The sequence below is a fragment of the Curtobacterium sp. MCLR17_051 genome, from assembly GCF_003234395.1.
Lineage (GTDB): Bacteria > Actinomycetota > Actinomycetes > Actinomycetales > Microbacteriaceae > Curtobacterium > Curtobacterium flaccumfaciens.
Genome location: NZ_QKTA01000025.1, coordinates 29,018 through 47,844, shown reverse-complemented (window position 1 = coordinate 47,844; position 18,827 = coordinate 29,018). Strand labels below are relative to the sequence as shown.

Sequence of the window (18,827 nt, the reverse complement as noted above, 5' to 3'; positions counted from 1 at the left end):
CGCGAAGACCCCGCGAACACCCCGCACCCGCACCACCGCACCCGCACCCGCACCACCGAAGGGAACCCCCATGCGCATCGGCATCGACGTCGGCGGCACCAACACGGACGCCGTCCTGATGGACGGCAGCACCGTCCGTGCGGCGGTCAAGCGGTCCACCACCCCCGACGTCACCTCGGGCATCGTCGCCGCGCTCGACGGCCTGCGCGAACAGCACGCCTTCGGCCCCACGGACATCGACGGCGTGATGATCGGCACCACTCACTTCATCAACGCCCTGGTGGAGGCACGCGGCCTCGCCCCGACGGCCGCGGTCCGCCTGGGCCTGCCGGCGACGGCGTCGCTGCCCCCGTTCACGGACTGGCCCGGGCACCTGGTGTCGGCCGTGCACGCGCAGCCGTTCCTGGCCCACGGCGGCCACGAGTTCGACGGCCGCGTCATCTCGGAGCTCGACCCCGAGGAACTGAAGCGGCACGCCGGTGCCATCGCGGCCGCGGGCATCCGCTCCGTCGCGATCTCGTCGGTGTTCTCCCCGATCAACGACGAGTTCGAGCAGCGCGCGCAGGAGATCATGGCCGCCGAGCTCGGGCCGGACGTGGCGTTCTCGCTGTCGTCCGAGATCGGTCGCATCGGCCTGCTCGAGCGCGAGAACGCGACGATCATCAACGCGGCGCTCCGCGAGCTCGCCGACCGCATCGTCGACGGCCTGTCCGGTTCGGTCACGGGCAGCGGCATCGACGCGCCGCTCTTCCTGAGCCAGAACGACGGCACCCTGATGGACGTCGAGTACGCCCGGCGCTACCCGGTCGCGACGTTCGCCTCGGGCCCGACGAACTCGATGCGCGGCGCCGCGGTGCTGTCCGGCTTCGACACCTGCGCGGTCGTCGACGTCGGCGGCACGACGAGCGACGTCGGCGTCCTGACCGCGGGCTTCCCGCGTGAGGCCACGGGCGAGGTCGCCGTCGCCGGCATCCGCACGAACTTCCGGATGCCCGACGTCCTGTCCGTCGGCATCGGCGGCGGCTCCCGCATCCGCGAGGACGGCAGCGTCGTCGGGCCGGACTCCGTCGGGTACCGCCTGACCGAGGAGGGCCTGGTCTTCGGCGGCACCACCCTGACCGCCACCGACGTGGCCGTCCGCGGTGGCCGTGGTGCGATCGGGGACCCGTCGCTCGTCGCCGGGGTGCCGGCCGAGGTCGCCGCCCGTGCGCTCGACGTCATCGCGGAGCGCGTCGCCGACATCGTCGAACGGATGCGCACCTCGTCCGACCCGCTGCCCGTCGTGGCGGTCGGTGGCGGCTCGGTGCTGCTGCCGGACACCCTGCCCGGACTCGGCACCGTGCACCGCCCGGAGCACTACTCGGTCGCGAACGCCATCGGTGCGGCGATCGCGCAGGTCAGCGGCGAGGTCGACAAGGTCTACGCGATCAGCGACGGCCGCCGGTCCGCCGTGGTCGACGAGGCCCGGCAAGAGGCCGTCGACCGTGCCATCGCGGCCGGCGCCGACCCCGGCTCGGTGGACATCGTCGACTTCGACGAGGTCCCGATCCCGTACCTGCCGGGCAACGCGACGCGGATCCGCGCCAAAGCCGTCGGCGACCTGGCACTCGGGGCGCTGGTCCGATGAGCGCCACGCAAGCCGCGCCGCGCACCGCCGCGCCCACAGCACCCCTCACCGCCATCGGCGCCGACTGCTCCGCACTCGCCCGCGGCGCCGCGATCCTCGGCACCGGCGGCGGCGGTGACCCCTACATCGGACGCCTGCTCGCCGAGGCCGCCGTCCGCGCCCACGGCCCGGTCGAGATCGTCCAGGTCGAGGACCTGCCCGACGACGCCGTGGTGCTCTCGGTCGCGATGATCGGCGCTCCCACGGTGATGGTCGAGAAGCTGCCGTCCGCCGGCCAGTTCGCCGAGGCCATCCGCAGCCTGTCGGCGTTCCTCGGGGTCACCCCGACCCACCTGGCCTGCATCGAGGTCGGCGGCGTGAACTCGACGACACCGATCGTCGCCGCGGCCGAGCTCGGCCTGCCCCTGGTCGACGGCGACGGCATGGGTCGCGCCTTCCCCGAGGTGCAGATGGTGCTGCCGACCCTGTCCGGGGTCAGCGCGACACCGATGGCCCTGGCGGACGAGAAGGGCAACACCGTCGTCTTCGACACGGTCGACAACCGGTGGGCAGAGCGGCTCGCCCGCACGGCGACGGTCGAGATGGGCTGTTCCGCGATCACGGCGCAGTACGCCATGTCCGGCGCGCAGGTGAAGGAGTCGTTCGTCCGGGGCAGCCTGTCGCTGAGCGTCCGGCTCGGCGAGACACTGGTCCGCGCACGCAGCGAGAACGCCGACCCCGTCACGGCGGTCACCGAGGTGCTCGGCGGCACGGTCGTGTTCGAGGGCAAGGTCGCCGACATCGAGCGCAAGACCGTCACCGGGTTCGCCCGTGGCACGGCCCGCATCGCCGGTTCCGGCAGCGACACCGGCCTGGAGGCGGTGCTCCGGTTCCAGAACGAGCATCTGCTGGTCGAGGTGGCCGGCCAGGTCCGCACCACGGCTCCCGACCTCATCATCACGTTGGACGCCGAGACCGGCGAGCCGATCACCACCGAGGCCCTGCGCTTCGGCGCCCGCATCCGGATCGTCACCGCACCGGCCGACGAGCGCTGGCACTCCCCGGACGGCCTGCGCCTGGCCGGCCCGCGGTACTTCGGCTACGACACCCCCGCGGTCCGCCACGACGGCACCACGAGCGCGGGCGAGACGAACACGGGAGCGCACCGATGAGCTGGATCCTCGACGTCGACGACCTGCCCGACCTGGCCCGCGGCGCCGCCCTGCTCGGCACCGGCGGCGGAGGCGACCCCACCATCGGGATGCTCCTGGTCCGTGCCGCGATCGAACAGCACGGCCCCGTCACGATCCTCGACCCGTCCGAGGTGCCCGACGACGCCCTCGTCATCCCCACCGCGCAGATGGGCGCACCGACCGTGGTGCTCGAACGCATCCCGGCCGGACCGGAACCCCTCGGCGCCCTCCGTCGGCTCGAAGCCCACCTGGGCCGGACGGCGACCGCCACGATGCCCATCGAGTGCGGCGGCATCAACTCGATGATCCCGCTGCTCGTCGGCGCAACCGGCGGCTTGCCCGTCGTCGACGCGGACGGCATGGGCCGCGCGTTCCCCGAGCTGCAGATGGAGACGTTCTCGGTCTACGGGGTCCCCGGCAGTCCGCTGGCGATCAGCGACGAGAACGGCCACGGCGTCATCATCGAGACCGGCACGGACAACAAGAAGATGGAGTGGCTCGCCCGCGGGGTCACCATCCGGCTCGGCGGCGTCGCCTACATCGCCGAGTACGCCATGTCCGGCCGCCAGGTGCAGGAGACCGCCGTCCCGCGCACGCTCTCCCTGGCACTCGCCGTCGGTCGGGCCATCCGGGTCGCCCGCGAAGCCCACCGCGACCCCATCGACGCGCTCGCCGAGGCCCTCGGCACGACGATCTACACGCACCTGCGCGAGCTGTTCGACGGCAAGGTCGTCGACGTCGAGCGCCGCACGGTCGACGGGTTCGCCCGCGGTCGTGCCACCGTGCAGGGGACCGACGGCTCCGAGCTCGAGCTCCGGTTCCAGAACGAGAACCTCGTCGCCCGGCGTGACGGGCAGCTCGTGGCCGTCGTGCCCGACCTGATCTGCGTCCTCGATGCCGAGACCGCCGAGCCGATCACCACCGAACGCCTGCGGTTCGGGCAGCGCGTCCGGGTCATCGGCATCTCGACCCCCGACCTGATGCGGACCCCGGAGGCGCTCGCCGTGTTCGGGCCGTCGTGCTTCGGGCTCGACGAACCGTTCGTCCCGGTCGAGGACCTGCACGAGCACGTCCGCCCGGCCGCCCCGGCGGTCGGCTGACGAACGGCCGCGCGCCGACCCCGGCGCCCGGCCCGTGCACCCGCCCCCGGGCTCGGGCCCCGAGACGAGACCACGGCAGCAGAATGGACCCATGGACCAGGGTGAGCGGCGGGGCGGCGGTGTGGCGGGCCTCCAGGCCGACGACGCGACCGTCTTCGGACGCGGCACCGCCCTGCTCGGCTGCGGTGGTGGCGGCCGCGTCGACCACATGGTCAGCGCGCTGCGATTCGCGCTCGGCGACCGCAGCGTGCCGGTCGTCGACCTCGACGACCCCGCGCTCGGCTCGGTGGTGGCCGTCGGGCTGATCGGGTCGACGACCGTGCTCGAGGAGAAGATGCCGAGCGGCGAGGAGCTGCCGGCCGCGCTCGCGGCGGTCGAACGCTGGACGGGCGTCCGTGCCGACGCCGTCGTCGCCGCACAGATCGGCGGCGTGACCGGACCGGCCGCGGCCCTCACCGCACACGCCGCCGGACTGCCGCTCGTCGACGCGGACCTGGTCGGCCGCGCGGTCCCGCGCATCGACCAGCTGTCGGTCTTCGTCGGCCCGACCACGACGGTCACGGCGGCGGCTGCGACCACGAGCGGCCTGCGGATCGTCGTCGACGCCCGGCACCCCCACGACGTCGAGACGGTCTGGCGCGAGGCCGTCTCGCACAGCGGCGGCTGGGCGGCCTTCGCGATCGGCCCGGTCCCGGTGGCCCTGCTGCGCGAGCGGGCCGTCGTCGGCAGCGTGCAGCGCGCCCTCCGGATCGGACGCGCAGCGGGCGGCGCACGGGACGCGGCGGAACTCGCCGCGCTCATCGGCGGCCGCGTCGTCGCGCAGGGCCGGGTCATCGACGTCCAGCGCGAGGGGGACGCGCTCGCGTTCGTGCGCAGCAGCCTGGCCATCCGCGACGCCGGCACCGGTGCGGTCGCCCGGGTCGAGGCGGGCAGCGAGTACGTGCACTGCCTGGTCGACGGCCTGCCGGTCGCCAGCACGCCGAGCGTCATCACCGTCGTCGACGCGCGCTCGCTCGCGCCGGTGGCGACCGACCGCACGCGGGTCGGCAACGAGCTCGCTGTGCTCGTGCTGCCGTCGGCGCCGTGGTGGTGGGCGGACCCCGACCGCACCGCGCGCATGGGGCCGCGGGCGTTCGGCATCGACGCGGACGTCGTCCCCGAGGCCGTGGGCCAGGTGCTCGCGTGAACGCCGTCGGCGACCTGCTCCCGCTCCTGCCGCCCGGCACCCGCCTGCTCGTCGGCCCCGGCAGCACCGCGGTCCGGAGCGTCCGCGGGGTGGTGGGGACGCCCGACCAGGTCGGCCGGTCCCTGTCGCAGGGTGACGACGTCGTCGTGCTGCTCACCCCCGTCGACCGCGCGGATGCGCGCTTCGACGTGCTGCTGCGCCGGGCGTCCGCGGCCGGCACCACCCTGCTCGTCGTCGACGGGGCACTGGAACTCGGCCCCGGCACCACGACGCTCGCCGACCGGCTCGGCGTCGCCGTGCTCGCCACCCCGGACCCGTGGGTGACCTCGGTCCGCCTGCACGAACTCATCGGCACCGGGATGGGTCCGGCGGCCCGTGCAGCCCTCGACGCCTCCCGCGTCGCGCTCGACGCCGGTCCCGAACTCGACGACCTGTTCGCCCGGCTCGACCGCTCGCTCGGCCACCCGGTGCGGTTCCTCGACGCCTCGGGCCTGGCACTCCGCGGAGCCGCCGTCGACGACGCGGCCCGCGCCGTGCTCGTCCGCCGCGCCGGCACCAGCGACGTGCTGACCGCCGAGGGCGTCGACGAGACGCTCGTGGCGATCCCGGTCGGCACCGGCATCGGACCGCGCGCCTGGCTGGCCGTCGGCCTGCCCGTCCCGATCGCCGCCGAACAGCAGGTGGTCGCGAGTGCGCTGCAGGTGGCAGCCGTCGCCGTCGGGCACCGGCTGCTGCTCACCCGGCTCGACGACGAGCGTGACGCCCGCTACCGGATGGCGATGCTCGACGAACTCCGCGCGGCCGACGGGGCACCGGCCCCGCAGCTCGTGCAGCGGACCATCGCCGCCGGGTGGCGGCTGGACGCCTGGCACGTCGGCGCGCGCGTGGTCGCGCGGCAGGGCGTCGACCTGGTCGCGCTCCGCCAGCAGGTCGACGCCGCGGTGCGCGCCGAGGGACTCGACGCGGTCGTCGTCGAACAGGCGGACGGCTGGGTGCTGTGGCTGTCGGAACCCGACGAACCCGGCCGGGAGGCAGTGGCCGACATCGCGGGTCGGCTGCGGCGCGCGCAGAACACGCTCCGCACCACCGTGGAGACCAACGTGGGCGTCGGCAGTCTGCAGGCGGGCCCTGCCGGGCTGGTCCGGACGCTCGGCGAGGCGGGCGACGCCGCCCGCCTGGCCGCGAGCCGTCCGGAGTCGGGGCACTTCGTGCACGTCGACCGGCTCGGGCTCGCGCAGCTGCTGCTCGCGTGGACGCAGACGGACACGTTCCTGCCGGCCTCGCGGCAGTTGCTCGCACCGCTCGAGCGCGGTGGCGGGGCGCTCCTGACGACGCTCGCCGCCTACCTGGACGCGGAGTCGTCGATCGCCGAGACCGCCGCGGTGCTCGGCGTGCACCGGAACACCGTGTCCGACCGCATCGCGCGGGTGGAGCGGCTGCTCGGGGTGGACCTGTCCGACCCGGAGACCCGGCTCGCCCTGCACCTGGCGACGCGGGCGCGGGCCGGCGACGGCGGCTGAGGGCGGGGTGCGTCAGCTGCGGCTGGTCTCGCTCGTCTTGTCGGTCTGGCTGGCCTTCTCGGTCTCGCGCTTCGTCGTCCCGCTCGTCTTGGCGGTCCCGCGGGCGGGCCGGGCGGCGGCGCCGGTCTCGCGTGCCGCACCCGAGGCCAGGCCGGCCGCGATGATGAACACGAAGACGATCAGCAGCGCCCCGAGCAGGCCGATCTCCTCACCGAGGAACCCGATCAGGGGCGGCCCGGCCAGGAACGCCACGTAGCCGATCGTCGCGACGGCGCTGACCTTGGCGGCCGCGGTGCGGGGGTCGTCGGCCGCGGCCGACATGCCCATCGGGAAGCCGAGGCTGGCACCGAGGCCCCAGAGCACGACGCCCACGATCGCGAGCGGCACGTTGTCGATGAAGATGAGCATGCCGAGGCCGACCACCGCGACGGCGGCGCTGATGCGCAGGATCGGCACGCGGCCGAACTTGTCGATCAGCGGGCTGCCGGCGACGCGGCCGGCGGTCATCGCGGCCAGGAACACCGTCAGCACGGCAGCACCGCCGGCGTTGTCGAGCCCGTGGCCGTCGATCATCGCGAGGGGCAGCCAGTCGTTCGCGGATCCCTCGGCCAGCGCCATGCCGAGCACGATCACGCCGATGAGCAGCGTGGAGGGCTGTGCCCAGACCTGCCAGCGGGTGAGCGGGGTCGCGACCGGGCTGGTGTCGGTCGACACCGGCTGCTCGACGAGGTGCTCGTCCTGGAACTTCGCGACGGCGACGAGCATGGCGGCGCTCGTGATGACCACGAGCACGATGAAGTGCCACGACACCGGGATCTCGAGCTTCTCGGCCAGGGCGCCGAGGCCTGCACCGGCGAGCGTGCCGAGGCTGAACGCGGCGTGGAACAGCGGCATGATCGTGCGTCCGCCGGCCTTCTCGGCGGCGGCGCCGGAGACGTTCATCGACACGTCGCACAGGCCGTTGCCGAAGCCGAACGCGATGAGCGCGATCCAGATGGCGGCGAAGCCCCACCCGAGCGTGACCGCCACGCCGGCGAAGATCATGCCGACCGCCAGGCACGCCGCAGCCACCTGCACGCCCCGTCTCGCACCGAGCTTCGCGACGATGTGCCCGGCGAAGGTCAGACCGCCGATCGAGCCGACGGCCATGCCGAGCACGAGCAGGCCCATCTCGAACGTGCTCGCCCCGAGGGAGTCGCGGACGCTCGGGATCCGTCCCAGCCACGTCGCGATGTCGAGCCCGGACAGGGTGAACACCACGAACACCGCGATGATCCAGGCCTTGGTGGTCGGGACGGTGCGGGTGGACGGCGTCGTCATGGTGGTTCCCATCGTGCTGCGGCGCGCTCGGTGGTGCGCGTTCTGGTGCGTGTCGGTGCTGGTCTTGCGGCGGTCGAATCGATTCGACTGCTCGTTCCGGCTACGCTAACGGGCGATGGACGAACCGGCAACAGGACCCGGCGCGTCGCCTTCCCGCGGCGGCGTCACCCGTTCGTCGCGCCCGACGCTGGCAGCGGTCGCCCGTGCTGCCGGTGTCGCGCCGTCGACGGCCTCGCTCGCGTTCAGTGGTCTCGGCCCGGTGTCCGAGGACGCCAAGGCCCGCGTGCTCGCCGCTGCCGCCGACCTCGGTTACGGCGGCCCGGATCCCCGTGCGCGTTCCCTGCGCCGCGGTCGCTCGGGTGTCATCGGCGTCGTGATGGACGAGCGTCTGAGCGATGCCTTCCGTGACCCGGTCAACGTCCTGACGCTCGACGGCATCGCCGAGGTCGCCGGTGCCGCAGGTGCCTCGCTGCTGCTCGTCCGGAGTCCGCTCGACGATGAGCAGGGCGCCGGCCCGCTGGTGGATGCCCCGATGGACGCCGTCGTGCTCGTCGGGTGCAACGTCCGGATCGACCCGGCCGTCGCCGTGTTGCGCCGTCGGCAGATCCCCGTCGTCGCGATCGAGGCGGACGAGATCGAGGGCGCTGTCCCCGTCCAGCTCGACAACCGAGATGCCTCACGCCGTGCTGCCGAGTACCTGCAGGGGCTCGGCCACCAGGACGTCACCGTCGTGACCCTGCCCCTCGATGCCGCGCGCCGCCGTGGCCCGATCGACGCAGCCCGGCAGGACGAGGGCATCGCCTTCACCACGCTCGAACGCCTGCGTGGTGTGCGACAGGTCTACCCGGACGCCGTCGCGGTCGAGACCGCCGGCAGCTCGGTGGAAGAGGGGCGTCTCGCCGGCACCGAGCTCTTCGCACCGGACGGCCCCCGCCCCACCGCCGTCATCGCGCAGAGTGACCTGATCGCCGTCGGGGTGATCTCGGCCGCACTCGACGCCGGACTCCGTGTGCCCGAGGACGTCAGCGTCGTCGGCTTCGACGGCATCACGGTGGACGACAGCCTGCTCCACCGCACCCCGATCCGGCACCTGACCACCCTGGTGCAGCCGTTCGTGCAGAAGGGCCAAGCCGCCGCCCGTGCCGCCCTGGCCATGCTCGAGGGTGCGGAACCCCAGCCGGCGTCGTTCACCTCGGAGTTGCGGGTGGGGGACACGACGGGGCCGCCGCCCGCTGTCCACTGAGACTCAGGAAGGCTCGGAGTGTCCCTGGTCGAGCGGTCCGGACACCGACGAGTGTCTTAGAGAGAAGCTGCTGAACTCCTCCTAACGGAGAGCTCCGATTTATGGCGCTGAGGACGGTGGTTCTGGCGAACGTTAGATCACGAAGCCAGGGCCGAGTGCTACAGCTGGCAGCCGTGCGCTGACAAAACGATAGCGGTAATACCGAGGATCCGTTAGATTCGCTTCATGCTCACCCATGACGTTGCAGTCTTCGCTGGCGGACTCAGCGCGAAGCTTGCCACCCGCTCTCGTCACGTATGCACCTTTTTCGGTGCAGGCACATCCAAGGCGTGCGGACTGCCGGATGTGGTTGAGCTGACGAACAAAATCGCTGGAAGTCTAAAAGGGGACCAGCTCGCATCGTTCAAGCGCATCACAAAGTCCCGCAGCCTGGAGGGCGCACTCAGTCGTCTAAGAAGGATTGAGGCTGTTGCCGAAGGGAGCGACACGATCGATGGACTCACGAAAGATTCGGCAAAACGCCTCGACCTCGTTATCTGCAAACTCATCATAAGGGAACTTAGTCTGGCGGAGGTCAATATGGGTCCTGCTGATAGGTTTGCCTCGTGGGTCGCGCGCGCAGACTACCTCCGACCCGTGGAGATTTTTACGGTCAACTACGACTCCGTCCTCGAGTCCGCCCTCGAGGCGAAAGCTATCCCGTACTTTGATGGGTTCATGGGGACATGGCAGGCGCGTTTCCGAACCGACATGGTGGAGGCAACAAACTCGGAGCCAAATTCCCTCCTGCCGTCCTTCTTCGCGCGCTTGTGGAAATTGCACGGCTCAATCAACTGGGCATGGGATAATACGCAGACTGCTGAACAGGTCATTCGATTAGGCGCAGCAGTTCCCGAAAGTGCGATCGCGGCCATCTTCCCCTCTGACACTAAGTATGAGGAATCCCGCCGTATGCCCTTCGTCGTCCTGCAAGACAGGCTCCGACGTGCTCTAAGTGAGCCAGAGACATTGTTCCTTGTGTCCGGCTACTCATGGGCAGATGAGCATCTGAATGAGCTTTTCTTCGAAGCAGCTGCTCGTAGACCACGCTCGGAAATTATTGCGTTCTGCTATTCGGGTATCGCCGAGAATCTAGCCGAGAAGGCTGCTCAAACCCCGAATCTTCAAGTAGTCACGCAAGTTGAAGCAATCATTGGAGGTGTGCGTGCCAACTGGGGGGCGCCTGATGGTGACACTCGGCTTCCGGCCGATATCTGGGATGGCTCGCGATGTGGCCTTGGCGACTTTGGTAAGTTAACTAGCTTCTTGTCGCGGAGTTCCTCTGTCATCGACCGGTTTGGCCCGAGTGACACGTCGGAGCAAATATATGTCTAATAAAGATGAAACCTACGTCGGCCGGGTGCGACATGTGTTGGGATCGAAGCTCACGGTGGAGCTAGATCCCGGGTTGGCCGGGATCGCGCCAATTTATCGAGGGCAGCTTCAGCAGATTGGCCAAATTGGCTCCTTGGTACGATTGCCGCAAGGAATGGTCGATCTTATCGGCACGGTTACGCTGGTAGGGATATCGGAACTGTCGCCCGGGCCTGTTCCAATCGATTCCCGGGCAGCGGGCGAGCGGTGGCTTCAGGTGCAGCTTCTCGGTGAGGTAGACAAGGGAACCGGGCGTTTCAGGCGGGGTGTTGGTTCCTACCCTGGACTTGATGATCCCGTTCATTTCGCTCGGAATGAGGAACTGCAGTCGGTCTACCCCTCGTCGGCAACGACACATCTCCGTGTCGGGCGTTTGTCTGCGGCTGAAGCGATCCCCGTTGCGCTTGACGTCGAGAAGCTCGTGGTACGGCACTCGGCCGTCGTGGGTTCTACGGGCTCGGGGAAAACGAGCGCGGTTGCGTCGCTACTGCAAGGCTTTGCTAACGACGATTGGCCCGATGCAAACATCGTCGTTATCGACAGCCATGGTGAGTACGCGCACGCGTTAGCGGGACACGCGTCGGTGAAGTCGGTGCTCGGTAAAGGAAGCAAGCGGCTTCGTGTGCCGTACTGGGCGCTTCCTGCGGAAGATATCTTGAGAGCTTTCACCGGGGCTAACGCGGGTCCGACAACTCTGAAAACATGGGCGACCCTTGTTGCGGATGCTCGTAGAAGATTTGTCGAATCAGCTAAATGGTTGAACTTGGATCCGGAGGCGGTGACAGCGGACACTCCTGTGCCTTTCGACATTCGAGAGGTCTGGTTGCTGCTGGACTCCGAGAACAGGGAGACTCGTAGGTCTAAAGGCGATCCCGGTACGGCCTGCTTGGAGAAGGGGGGAGATGCGCCTACTCTGAGGTCGGCAATATATAGCCCGCATGGTCCCGGAGGTGCACCCCCGATGCAAGCTCCAAACTTCGGACTCCACGGCAGTACTCCGGAGTTGCTTCGCCTTGGCCTGCTTGACCCTCGCTTGGCTTTCATGCTGGAACCAACGGGCACTGCGGACGGACCTGACCCGCTAGTTGCTACTCTCGAATCTTGGTTGGGTGGGGCTGAGCCGGTTTCGGTTCTTGACTTCAATGGAGTACCCGACGCGGCTGCCGAATTGGCGGTAGGTGTGATTCTCAAGCTACTGTTCGATATTGCGCTACGGACGCCCGACGGTGTGGATGGAATCGGACGTCCAAGTCCGGTGCTTATCGTTCTTGAGGAAGCTCACCGTTACCTGGGTGAGGCCGCAGCCCCTATCGCTCGAAAGTCTGCGAACCGGATAGCGCGGGAAGGTCGTAAGTATGGCGTGGGACTCATGCTTGTAACGCAGAGGCCGTCGGATCTTCCGGACACCGCATTGGCGCAGTGCGGCACCATCATCGCCCTTCGCCTGAGTAACAGTGCTGACCAGGGGCGAATCAGAACTGCTTTACCAGACAGTGTGGTTGGGTTGGCGGAAACCCTGCCCTCTCTTAGGACGGGGGAAGCAATCATAAGTGGTGAAGCGCTGGTACTTCCTACTCGAGTCATCATTGACCGACCGGATCCTCTACCACTTGCGGGGGACCCTTCCCTAGATGCCTGGCACGCGAACAAAGGAACTCGGGATGTGAGTAGTGCACTGGCTATTTGGCGAGGGATCTATGAGCAGGAGGAAAAGTGACCATAGAGTGGCGCTTCGTTGAATCGACTCGGATTGTGGCTGAGGCGTATGATGCTGACACTGAAACCATATATGTGGAGTTCCCTAGAACCGGCGTTCAGTGGTGGTATTCGGACTGTCCGCCCGACATCTGGGAGCAGTTCACAGCTTCAGGGCAGTCGCGGGGGCAGTTCATCCACGAGGTGCTAAATTACAAGCCCCATGGGAGGTACGCCTAACTAGGCAGGACGATGTTACGTTGATTATTTCGGGCTGCCTTTAGTTTCGCCGCTCCATAGGGCGGCCGTCATCGGCGAAGTGATCTCCTGCGATCGGATAGGGGAAGCGGAGAGCTGCGAGGTGGTGCGGAGCCGCGTCGCTGAGCTCCGTGACGAGATGGCCGCACGGGCTGACGAACTCATCCGGCGCCGCGACGCGCTGGCGGCTTCCTTGGCGGCGACGGACCGCAGCGACGCGTTCGCAGCCCGGTAGCGCCTCCGGTTCTTCAGGCGATGTAGCGCTGCGCGAGGCCCGGCTTGATGTTGCCGGAGAGGATCGCCCGTTCCGTCTCGCCCAGCTGCGCCAGCAGTCCCTCGTCCTCCAGGCCCGGCAGGCACACGACTTCGCCGTTCCGGAAGGCCGCCAGTGCGGCCACGGAGACGTCGTCCGGTGTCATCGCCATCGGCGACACCGATGCGCCGCCGTTCCACTCCGACGACACGAGCCCCGGGCAGACGACCGTCGCGTGCACTCCGGTGTCGGCGAGCTCCGAGGCGAGCACACGGGTGAACGCGACCATCCCCGCCTTCGCACCGACGTAGAGGGCCCGGTGCGGGAGCCCCCGACCACCGGCAGGCGCCTGCGCGACGCCGGCGCTGAACGCCAGGTTCGATGCGATCGCGATGATGCCGCCCCGTGCGCGGTCCAACATGCCGGGAAGAGCCGCTCGGGTGAGCAGCGGCGTCGCGTCCGCGTTGAGGGTCCACGCCCGCCGGAGCTCGTCCGGGTCGATCTCGGCGAACGGGCCGTAGGCGCTGACGCCGGCGTTCGAGACCAGGACGTCGATGTCGCCGGATCCGGCGCGATCGACGACGCGTTCCAGGGCGGCGCGGTCGGACAGGTCCGCGACGAGGACCTCCACCGATGCTCCGTGCTCAGCGAGGTGATCCCGTGCTGCCCGGAGGCGGTCGTCGCGGCGCGCGACCAGGACGAGGTCGTGGCCCTGTTTCGCGAGATCGGTGGCGATGGCGGCACCGATGCCGCTGCTGGCACCGGTCACGAGGGCGAGTGGTCGAGTCATGAGAGTCCTAACGTGGTTGTCAACTATCAAGCACTTTATACCCATCAGTCGATGTAGCATCGGAACCGTGACTGACGACCAGAGGCCCTCGCCCTCACCGGCGCCGGCTGATCGGGTCGTGTGGGCGCTCCGCCGTGCCGAGCTCGTCGTGCAGGCTGAGAAGGAGCGGGGCTTGCGTCCGCTCGGTCTCGCACCAGCGCACTACACGTTCCTTGCGTCCTTGCAGGCCGAGCCAGGACTGACCGGCGCCGAACTCGCTCGGCGGCTCGGTGTGACCCCTCAGGCGGTGGCCTCGCTCGTCCGGCGGCTCGAGGAGCGAGCGCTCGTCGAACGGCGCGCACACCCGCGGCACGGACACGTGCACGAGCTGCACCTGACCGCTACCGGACGCGCGGTGTTGATCGACGCGGAGGTCGTCATCGACGCCGTCGAGCAGGAGGTCACGAGCGTCCTCGGAACCGATGGAGCGCAGCAGCTGCGGAGCCAGCTCGAGTTGTTGACGCGCACCATCGGGGGTTCCGTGAACTGACCGGCGACAGGAACAACGCGGCGCGTGCGGGCTAGTCCTTCTCGGCGGACAGTTCCGCCGTCATGCTCCAACCCTGACCTTCTGTCCACGACAGCGTGACCCAGCAGTCCTTCGCCCGCTTGTCGGCAGGGTGCACGAAGACGCCGACGATGGTCGTCACCACCGCATCGTTCGAGGTGACCTTCGCACCCGGTGTCAGGAGCGGCTCGCAGACCTTCCACGCCGTGACCGCGCCGGAACGCTGATCCTGTCCCACCGCCGACACGAAGCGGTGTTCGTCGTGCTCCTCGAGACCCTCGACCGCTGCTTGTCTCGCGGCGGTCTCCGAGGCGTCGGAGGGTTCGCCTCCGACATCGGTCGGGACGTTGTGTCCGGAGCAGCCGGCCAACGCGACCGCGGCGACGATCCCGATGCTCGTGAGCAGCGGGGTCCGCGAGTGGTTCCGTGCGAGCTTCATGCGACATTCCCTACGGATTGTTGAGGCACGGCGCTGGTGCGCACCCCGAGCCCCACCACCGCGACCAGGTTAACCGCACTCCCCACCAAGAATCCCGTGGTGCCACCAGCGACACCTGCGACGGGCCCGAGTACCGCCATGAGCCCAGCCCCGACGACGAACCCGGCGACCGAAGCCAGGGCGACCTGCCGTGAGCGTCCAGCGGCAAGGAGCAACGCCGCCGGCACGAGCCCGACGGTGAACACCCACACCGCGACCATCAGGTACCGCAGGTCGGCGACGGCAGCGGCACCCTCGGCTGGGTAGACGATGGGCAGGAACCACCCGGCGAGCAGTGCGACCAGGCCGAAGACGACGGCGGAAGCAGCAGCGAACCCGACGACGAGCAGCAGCGCCCCGCGAGAGCGCAACGATCCACCATCGGTCCGGTGCGCGAACGCCGGCACGAGCACCTGCCCCAACGCCTGCCCGAGCATCGACGCCGGCGTCGCCAGGGTGAAGGCAGCGGCGTAGACACCGGCGTCGTGCGCCGATGACGTCACCTGCGCCGAGATCATCGTCAGCTGGAGCAACCCGTTCGAGGTCACCACAGCCAGCACGTTCCACGCCGCGAAGCCGAGCACCCCCGCAGCGGGTTCGCGAGCTGCAGCAGCGAAGCCGTTGCCCCGCGGCCAGCACGCGATCGCGAACACCGTGTACCCGATGGCCAGGGGCAGCAGCACGAAGGGCTCGAGCCGGGCGACGCACGCCACCACGAGCAACCCGAGCGCCAGCACGCTCGTCACGGAGTCCCACAGTGCGACCCGCGGCGCCCGGTCGTAGCCGAGCTGCGCGCCGCGGGCGTAGCAGTAGAGGCCGTAGCCGACGACGACCGCGGCACCACCGAGCACCATGCCGGGGCCGTTGCCCCAGGCCAGCGCGATCGGCACGGTGACCGCCGCGAGCACCACGCTCGACACCAGCATGGACACCCCGAGCAGCCGGTTCACGGAGGCATCGGACCGCCGGCCCCGCAGCGCGATCGCCAGGAACCGTGACGCGGTGTTGCCGGCGGCGTTCGGCCAGAGCAGCGCGACGAAGACCGAGAGCGACAGCAGCGCCGTGGTCTGCCCGAGGGTCTCGGTGCCGAACACCCGCCCGACGACGACGGTCACGAGCAGCTTCGCGACGCCCTGCACCCCGATGCCGACCGTGGCGAGCACGGCCGACGAGGCCACCGACGACGACGGTGCTGCAGGAGAATCAGGCCCGGCGGACGAAGCGGGCCCAGCCGGAGACGGCCCGCTCACCGCGCCAACGCCTGTTCCACCCAGCCGCGCCGGTGCGCCCGCACCCCGAGCGTCACCGCCCGGACCCCGATGTACCCGAGGGCGAAGGCCGCCCACAGCCCTGCGAGCGTCCCACCGGCCCACCAGAGCAGCGGCAGGTAGACGACGAGGTTCAGGCCTCCGGCGATGGCCAGGTACCGCGCGTCGCCGGCACCGATCAGCACCCCGTCGAGCACGAAGACGTACCCAGCGACGGGCATCCCGACGGCGATGAGCACCAGCACGACGGGCAGGGCGTCCCGCACCGCCCGCGAGTCCGAGAACACCGGCCCGAGCACGCCGCTCAGCGCCAGGGTAAGCACCCCGAGCAGCACACCACCGGCGATCCCGAGCAGCACGAGCCGTCGCGTCACCAGTCGCACCCGCTCCGGGTCACGCCCGCCGAGTCCGTGCCCGACGAGCGCCTGCCCGGCGATCGCCAGGGCGTCGAGCGCGAACGCCAGTGTCGAGAAGACGGTCAGCCCGACCTGCGTCGTCGCCAGCCCGGTGGTCCCCAGCCCGGCAGCGGCACCGACGGTCGCGAGCATCGCGATCCGCAGCGACGCGGTCCGCAGGAACAGCCATGCCCCCGACCGCAGGGCCCGGGCGACGCCCGAGGCGCCGGGTCGCAGCGGCGCCCCAGACGACCGAGCGGCCCGCACCGCGATGCGCACGTAGACGACGGCCATCGCCCACTGCACGATGACGGTGCCGGCGGCGGATCCCTCGACGCCCCAGCCGGCGCCGTAGATCAGGACGGCGTTGAGCAGCCCGTTCGCGACGAACCCGATGGTCGCGACGACGAGCGGGGTCTTCGTGTCCTGCAGCCCACGCAGCAGTCCGGTCGAGGCCGTCACCACCAGGATGCCGGGCAGCCCGATCAGCGAGATGGTCAGGTACGCGGTCGCGGCGGCCGACACCTCGGCCGAGGCGCCGAACAGGTCGACGAGCGGCCCGGCGAGCGGCCACCCGACCAGCGCCAGCACCACCCCCAGCACGAGCGCGAGCCACATCCCGTCGATGCCGGCGTGCACGGCTCCGCGACGGTCGCCACCACCGAGCGCCCGCGCCACGGCCGGGGTCGTCGAGTACGCCAGGAACACCAGCAGCCCGGTCACCGTCGACAGCACGGCACTCGCGAGCCCGACGGCCGCCAGCGGCGTCGCCCCGAGGTGCCCGACGAGCGCGGTGTCGGTCAGCAGGAACAGCGGCTCGACCACGAGCGCTCCGAGGGCCGGCACCGCCAGCCGCACGATGTCGCGGTCGACCGCGCGCCGCTCAGCGGTCACAGCGGGTCGCGTCGGTCGGTGCACCGACCCATTCTGTCGGCGATGCCGACCCGTCGTCGTCGCCGGGCGGGGTGGGCGTGCCCCCGTGACGGACTGGAGGCCCGTGGCCGTGTCCGCCACGGGCCTCCAGTCCGGTGGTCCCACGTCCTCGGGCTTGCGCCACGGACGACCTCGCTGCGCGACGAGCCGATCCGCGGGCGTCTGTAACGCTGGAGCCATGACCGGACACTCCAGAGTGTGAAGGACGAACAGGACGACGGCCCGCTGTGGACGCGAGCGGTCCGTGATGACGGGGCTGCGTTCGCCGCGCTGTTCGACCGGCACCGACCACGCATCTACCGACGGGCGTTGAGCCTGACGGAGAACTCGCACGACGCCGAGGACATCACGGCGGCGGCGTTCTACGAGCTCTGGCGCAAGCGCAAGAGCGTCACCCTCGTGGCGGGTTCCGTCGCTCCGTGGTTGCTGGTCACGACGGTCAACCTGACCCAGAACCATCGACGCGCAGCGGCGCGGTACCGGAAGCTCCTCGACGCACTCCCTCGGGACGATCCCCACGCTCCAGCCATGGACGCCGAAGACCTCGAGGCCCGCGAACGCCTCAGGACGACGATCCGGGGACTCGCGCCGCAGGACGCCGCACTGCTGGTGCTCACCGGGGTCGAGGAGATGCCGGTCTGGCAGGCCGCGCAGGCGGTCGGTCTCAAACCGCCGGCGGCACGCGTGCGGTTGCACCGGATGCGGCAGCGCCTGCAACGCGACCTGCACGACCTCCGTCCCAGTGTCCGCAACGCACCGGAAGGCACCTACTGATGAGCATCGACATGAACCCCGACGCTGCTGCAGCGGTCCGCTCGGAGCTGGCCGCCATCGGGACACAGCGGAGCGCCCTGCAGCGCCAGCAACGACGTGCACGCATCGGCGTCTCGATCGTCTCCGTTGCGGCGATCGCGGTGACGACGAGCGCCGCCGCCCTGGTCGTCGCCGGGCTCCCGGGCACCACGACGACGGCAGCAGTCGGGCGCACGACCACTGCGACGCACACCGGCCCCGCACTGATCGACATCGGGCAGGCTCCCGACACCGCGGGTGCCGTGATCGTCGACATCACGTGCCGCAACGACGTCGGCATGGTCCGCGTCCTCACCGTCAGAGGTGGCGCATCCGGCCTGAGTTGTCGGGACGAAGGGACGATGCGCGTCGTCGACGGCCGCCTCCCGGAGCGAGGGACCACGACGTTCAGCATCGAAGCGTCGGCGGGGACGCGGTGGACGGCGACGCTGCAGTACGCCACCGCGGTCACGTCGGATTGGGCGGTCAACGACAGGGGCCAGACCTACGGAGTCCCGAACGCGTCGGGTCACCCGGATCTGGTCCCCGGGAGGGCGGACAACGGCCGCGAGGGCTGGGTTCTGTGGAGCGAGCCGGACGGCGGCGACGTGTACGAGTCCGACGGCACGACCGTCGTCGGGCAGTGGACGGCGGGGGTCGCCGATGAGGTCCCGCTCGATCAGCGGTACATCGACGAGCAGGAGTCCGTGCAGACCGCGACCCCGTCGCCCAGCGCGCCCCGCTGAACCGGGCGAGGAGCGCGTGCGGACCGGAGCGACCGACTGGGGGGCGTTCCGGTCCGCAACGCACCACGTGACGGACTGGAGGCCCGTGGCC

The 18,827-nt window shown here is 70.1% G+C and carries 17 protein-coding genes; 12 read left to right on the top strand and 5 right to left on the bottom strand.

The window, feature by feature from the left end; genetic code table 11:
- Window positions 1-70 precede the first annotated feature (70 nt).
- The 5 genes from DEJ06_RS16590 to DEJ06_RS16570 all read left to right on the top strand — a co-directional run bounded on the left by DEJ06_RS16590 (window position 71) and on the right by DEJ06_RS16570 (window position 6,605).
- Complete coding sequence (locus tag DEJ06_RS16590) at window positions 71-1,627, top strand: hydantoinase/oxoprolinase N-terminal domain-containing protein (RefSeq protein ID WP_111028775.1); 1,557 nt, start codon at window positions 71-73, stop codon at window positions 1,625-1,627.
- Window positions 1,624-2,778, top strand: a complete 1,155-nt coding sequence (locus DEJ06_RS16585; protein ID WP_220036526.1) for a DUF917 domain-containing protein — start codon at window positions 1,624-1,626, stop codon at window positions 2,776-2,778. Before DEJ06_RS16590 ends, DEJ06_RS16585 begins: the two co-directional genes overlap by 4 nt.
- Window positions 2,775-3,899, top strand: coding sequence for a DUF917 domain-containing protein (locus tag DEJ06_RS16580; RefSeq protein WP_071248827.1), 1,125 nt, complete (start codon window positions 2,775-2,777; stop codon window positions 3,897-3,899). Before DEJ06_RS16585 ends, DEJ06_RS16580 begins: the two co-directional genes overlap by 4 nt.
- Window positions 3,900-3,990: 91 nt before the next feature.
- Window positions 3,991-5,085 (top strand): DUF917 domain-containing protein, encoded by a 1,095-nt coding sequence (locus tag DEJ06_RS16575; RefSeq protein ID WP_084740633.1) that lies wholly within the window; start codon window positions 3,991-3,993, stop codon window positions 5,083-5,085.
- Entirely contained in the window at window positions 5,082-6,605 is a 1,524-nt protein-coding gene (locus tag DEJ06_RS16570; RefSeq protein WP_111040047.1) for a helix-turn-helix domain-containing protein, read from the top strand. The genes DEJ06_RS16575 and DEJ06_RS16570 overlap by 4 nt, the downstream gene beginning before the upstream one ends.
- Before the next feature lie 12 nt (window positions 6,606-6,617).
- Here DEJ06_RS16570 and DEJ06_RS16565 read toward each other — a convergent pair whose 3' ends face one another.
- Window positions 6,618-7,925, bottom strand: coding sequence for an MFS transporter (locus DEJ06_RS16565; RefSeq protein ID WP_111040046.1), 1,308 nt, complete (start codon window positions 7,923-7,925; stop codon window positions 6,618-6,620).
- 115 nt (window positions 7,926-8,040) lie between these two features.
- Here DEJ06_RS16565 and DEJ06_RS16560 point away from each other — a divergent pair, with 115 nt between their 5' ends.
- The 4 genes from DEJ06_RS16560 to DEJ06_RS18720 all read left to right on the top strand — a co-directional run bounded on the left by DEJ06_RS16560 (window position 8,041) and on the right by DEJ06_RS18720 (window position 12,516).
- The gene (locus DEJ06_RS16560; protein ID WP_111040045.1) at window positions 8,041-9,168 is read left to right on the top strand and encodes a substrate-binding domain-containing protein; all 1,128 of its coding nucleotides are present in this window, start codon (window positions 8,041-8,043) and stop codon (window positions 9,166-9,168) included.
- A gap of 225 nt (window positions 9,169-9,393) precedes the next feature.
- Window positions 9,394-10,542, top strand: a complete 1,149-nt coding sequence (locus DEJ06_RS16555) for an SIR2 family protein (protein ID WP_111040044.1) — start codon at window positions 9,394-9,396, stop codon at window positions 10,540-10,542.
- Window positions 10,535-12,298, top strand: coding sequence for an ATP-binding protein (locus DEJ06_RS18725; protein ID WP_111040043.1), 1,764 nt, complete (start codon window positions 10,535-10,537; stop codon window positions 12,296-12,298). The genes DEJ06_RS16555 and DEJ06_RS18725 overlap by 8 nt, the downstream gene beginning before the upstream one ends.
- Window positions 12,295-12,516: a KTSC domain-containing protein gene (locus DEJ06_RS18720; RefSeq protein ID WP_220036525.1), complete on the top strand. Its 222-nt coding sequence runs from the start codon at window positions 12,295-12,297 to the stop codon at window positions 12,514-12,516. The genes DEJ06_RS18725 and DEJ06_RS18720 overlap by 4 nt, the downstream gene beginning before the upstream one ends.
- A 266-nt stretch (window positions 12,517-12,782) precedes the next feature.
- Here the strand turns inward: DEJ06_RS18720 and DEJ06_RS16540 are convergent, their stop codons facing one another.
- Entirely contained in the window at window positions 12,783-13,577 is a 795-nt protein-coding gene (locus DEJ06_RS16540; RefSeq protein ID WP_111040042.1) for an SDR family oxidoreductase, read from the bottom strand.
- A 67-nt stretch (window positions 13,578-13,644) separates the two neighbouring features.
- Between DEJ06_RS16540 and DEJ06_RS16535 the strand changes: the two genes are divergently transcribed.
- Window positions 13,645-14,106: a MarR family winged helix-turn-helix transcriptional regulator gene (locus DEJ06_RS16535; RefSeq protein WP_220036524.1), complete on the top strand. Its 462-nt coding sequence runs from the start codon at window positions 13,645-13,647 to the stop codon at window positions 14,104-14,106.
- Between the two features lie 31 nt (window positions 14,107-14,137).
- Here the strand turns inward: DEJ06_RS16535 and DEJ06_RS16530 are convergent, their stop codons facing one another.
- The 3 genes from DEJ06_RS16530 to DEJ06_RS16520 all read right to left on the bottom strand — a co-directional run bounded on the left by DEJ06_RS16530 (window position 14,138) and on the right by DEJ06_RS16520 (window position 17,159).
- Complete coding sequence (locus DEJ06_RS16530; RefSeq protein ID WP_111040040.1) at window positions 14,138-14,563, bottom strand: hypothetical protein; 426 nt, start codon at window positions 14,561-14,563, stop codon at window positions 14,138-14,140.
- Window positions 14,560-15,780 (bottom strand): lipopolysaccharide biosynthesis protein, encoded by a 1,221-nt coding sequence (locus DEJ06_RS16525; protein ID WP_111040039.1) that lies wholly within the window; start codon window positions 15,778-15,780, stop codon window positions 14,560-14,562. Before DEJ06_RS16525 ends, DEJ06_RS16530 begins: the two co-directional genes overlap by 4 nt.
- Window positions 15,781-15,848: 68 nt before the next feature.
- Window positions 15,849-17,159, bottom strand: a complete 1,311-nt coding sequence (locus tag DEJ06_RS16520; protein WP_111040038.1) for an MATE family efflux transporter — start codon at window positions 17,157-17,159, stop codon at window positions 15,849-15,851.
- 237 nt (window positions 17,160-17,396) lie between these two features.
- On the opposite strand from DEJ06_RS16520, the gene DEJ06_RS16515 reads away from it, so the two are divergent.
- Both DEJ06_RS16515 and DEJ06_RS16510 read left to right on the top strand, forming a co-directional pair.
- Window positions 17,397-17,972, top strand: coding sequence for an RNA polymerase sigma factor (locus tag DEJ06_RS16515; protein ID WP_111040037.1), 576 nt, complete (start codon window positions 17,397-17,399; stop codon window positions 17,970-17,972).
- On the top strand, window positions 17,972-18,736 hold the full coding sequence (locus tag DEJ06_RS16510) for a hypothetical protein (RefSeq protein WP_111040036.1): 765 nt from the start codon (window positions 17,972-17,974) through the stop codon (window positions 18,734-18,736). Before DEJ06_RS16515 ends, DEJ06_RS16510 begins: the two co-directional genes overlap by 1 nt.
- Window positions 18,737-18,827: the final 91 nt, after the last annotated feature.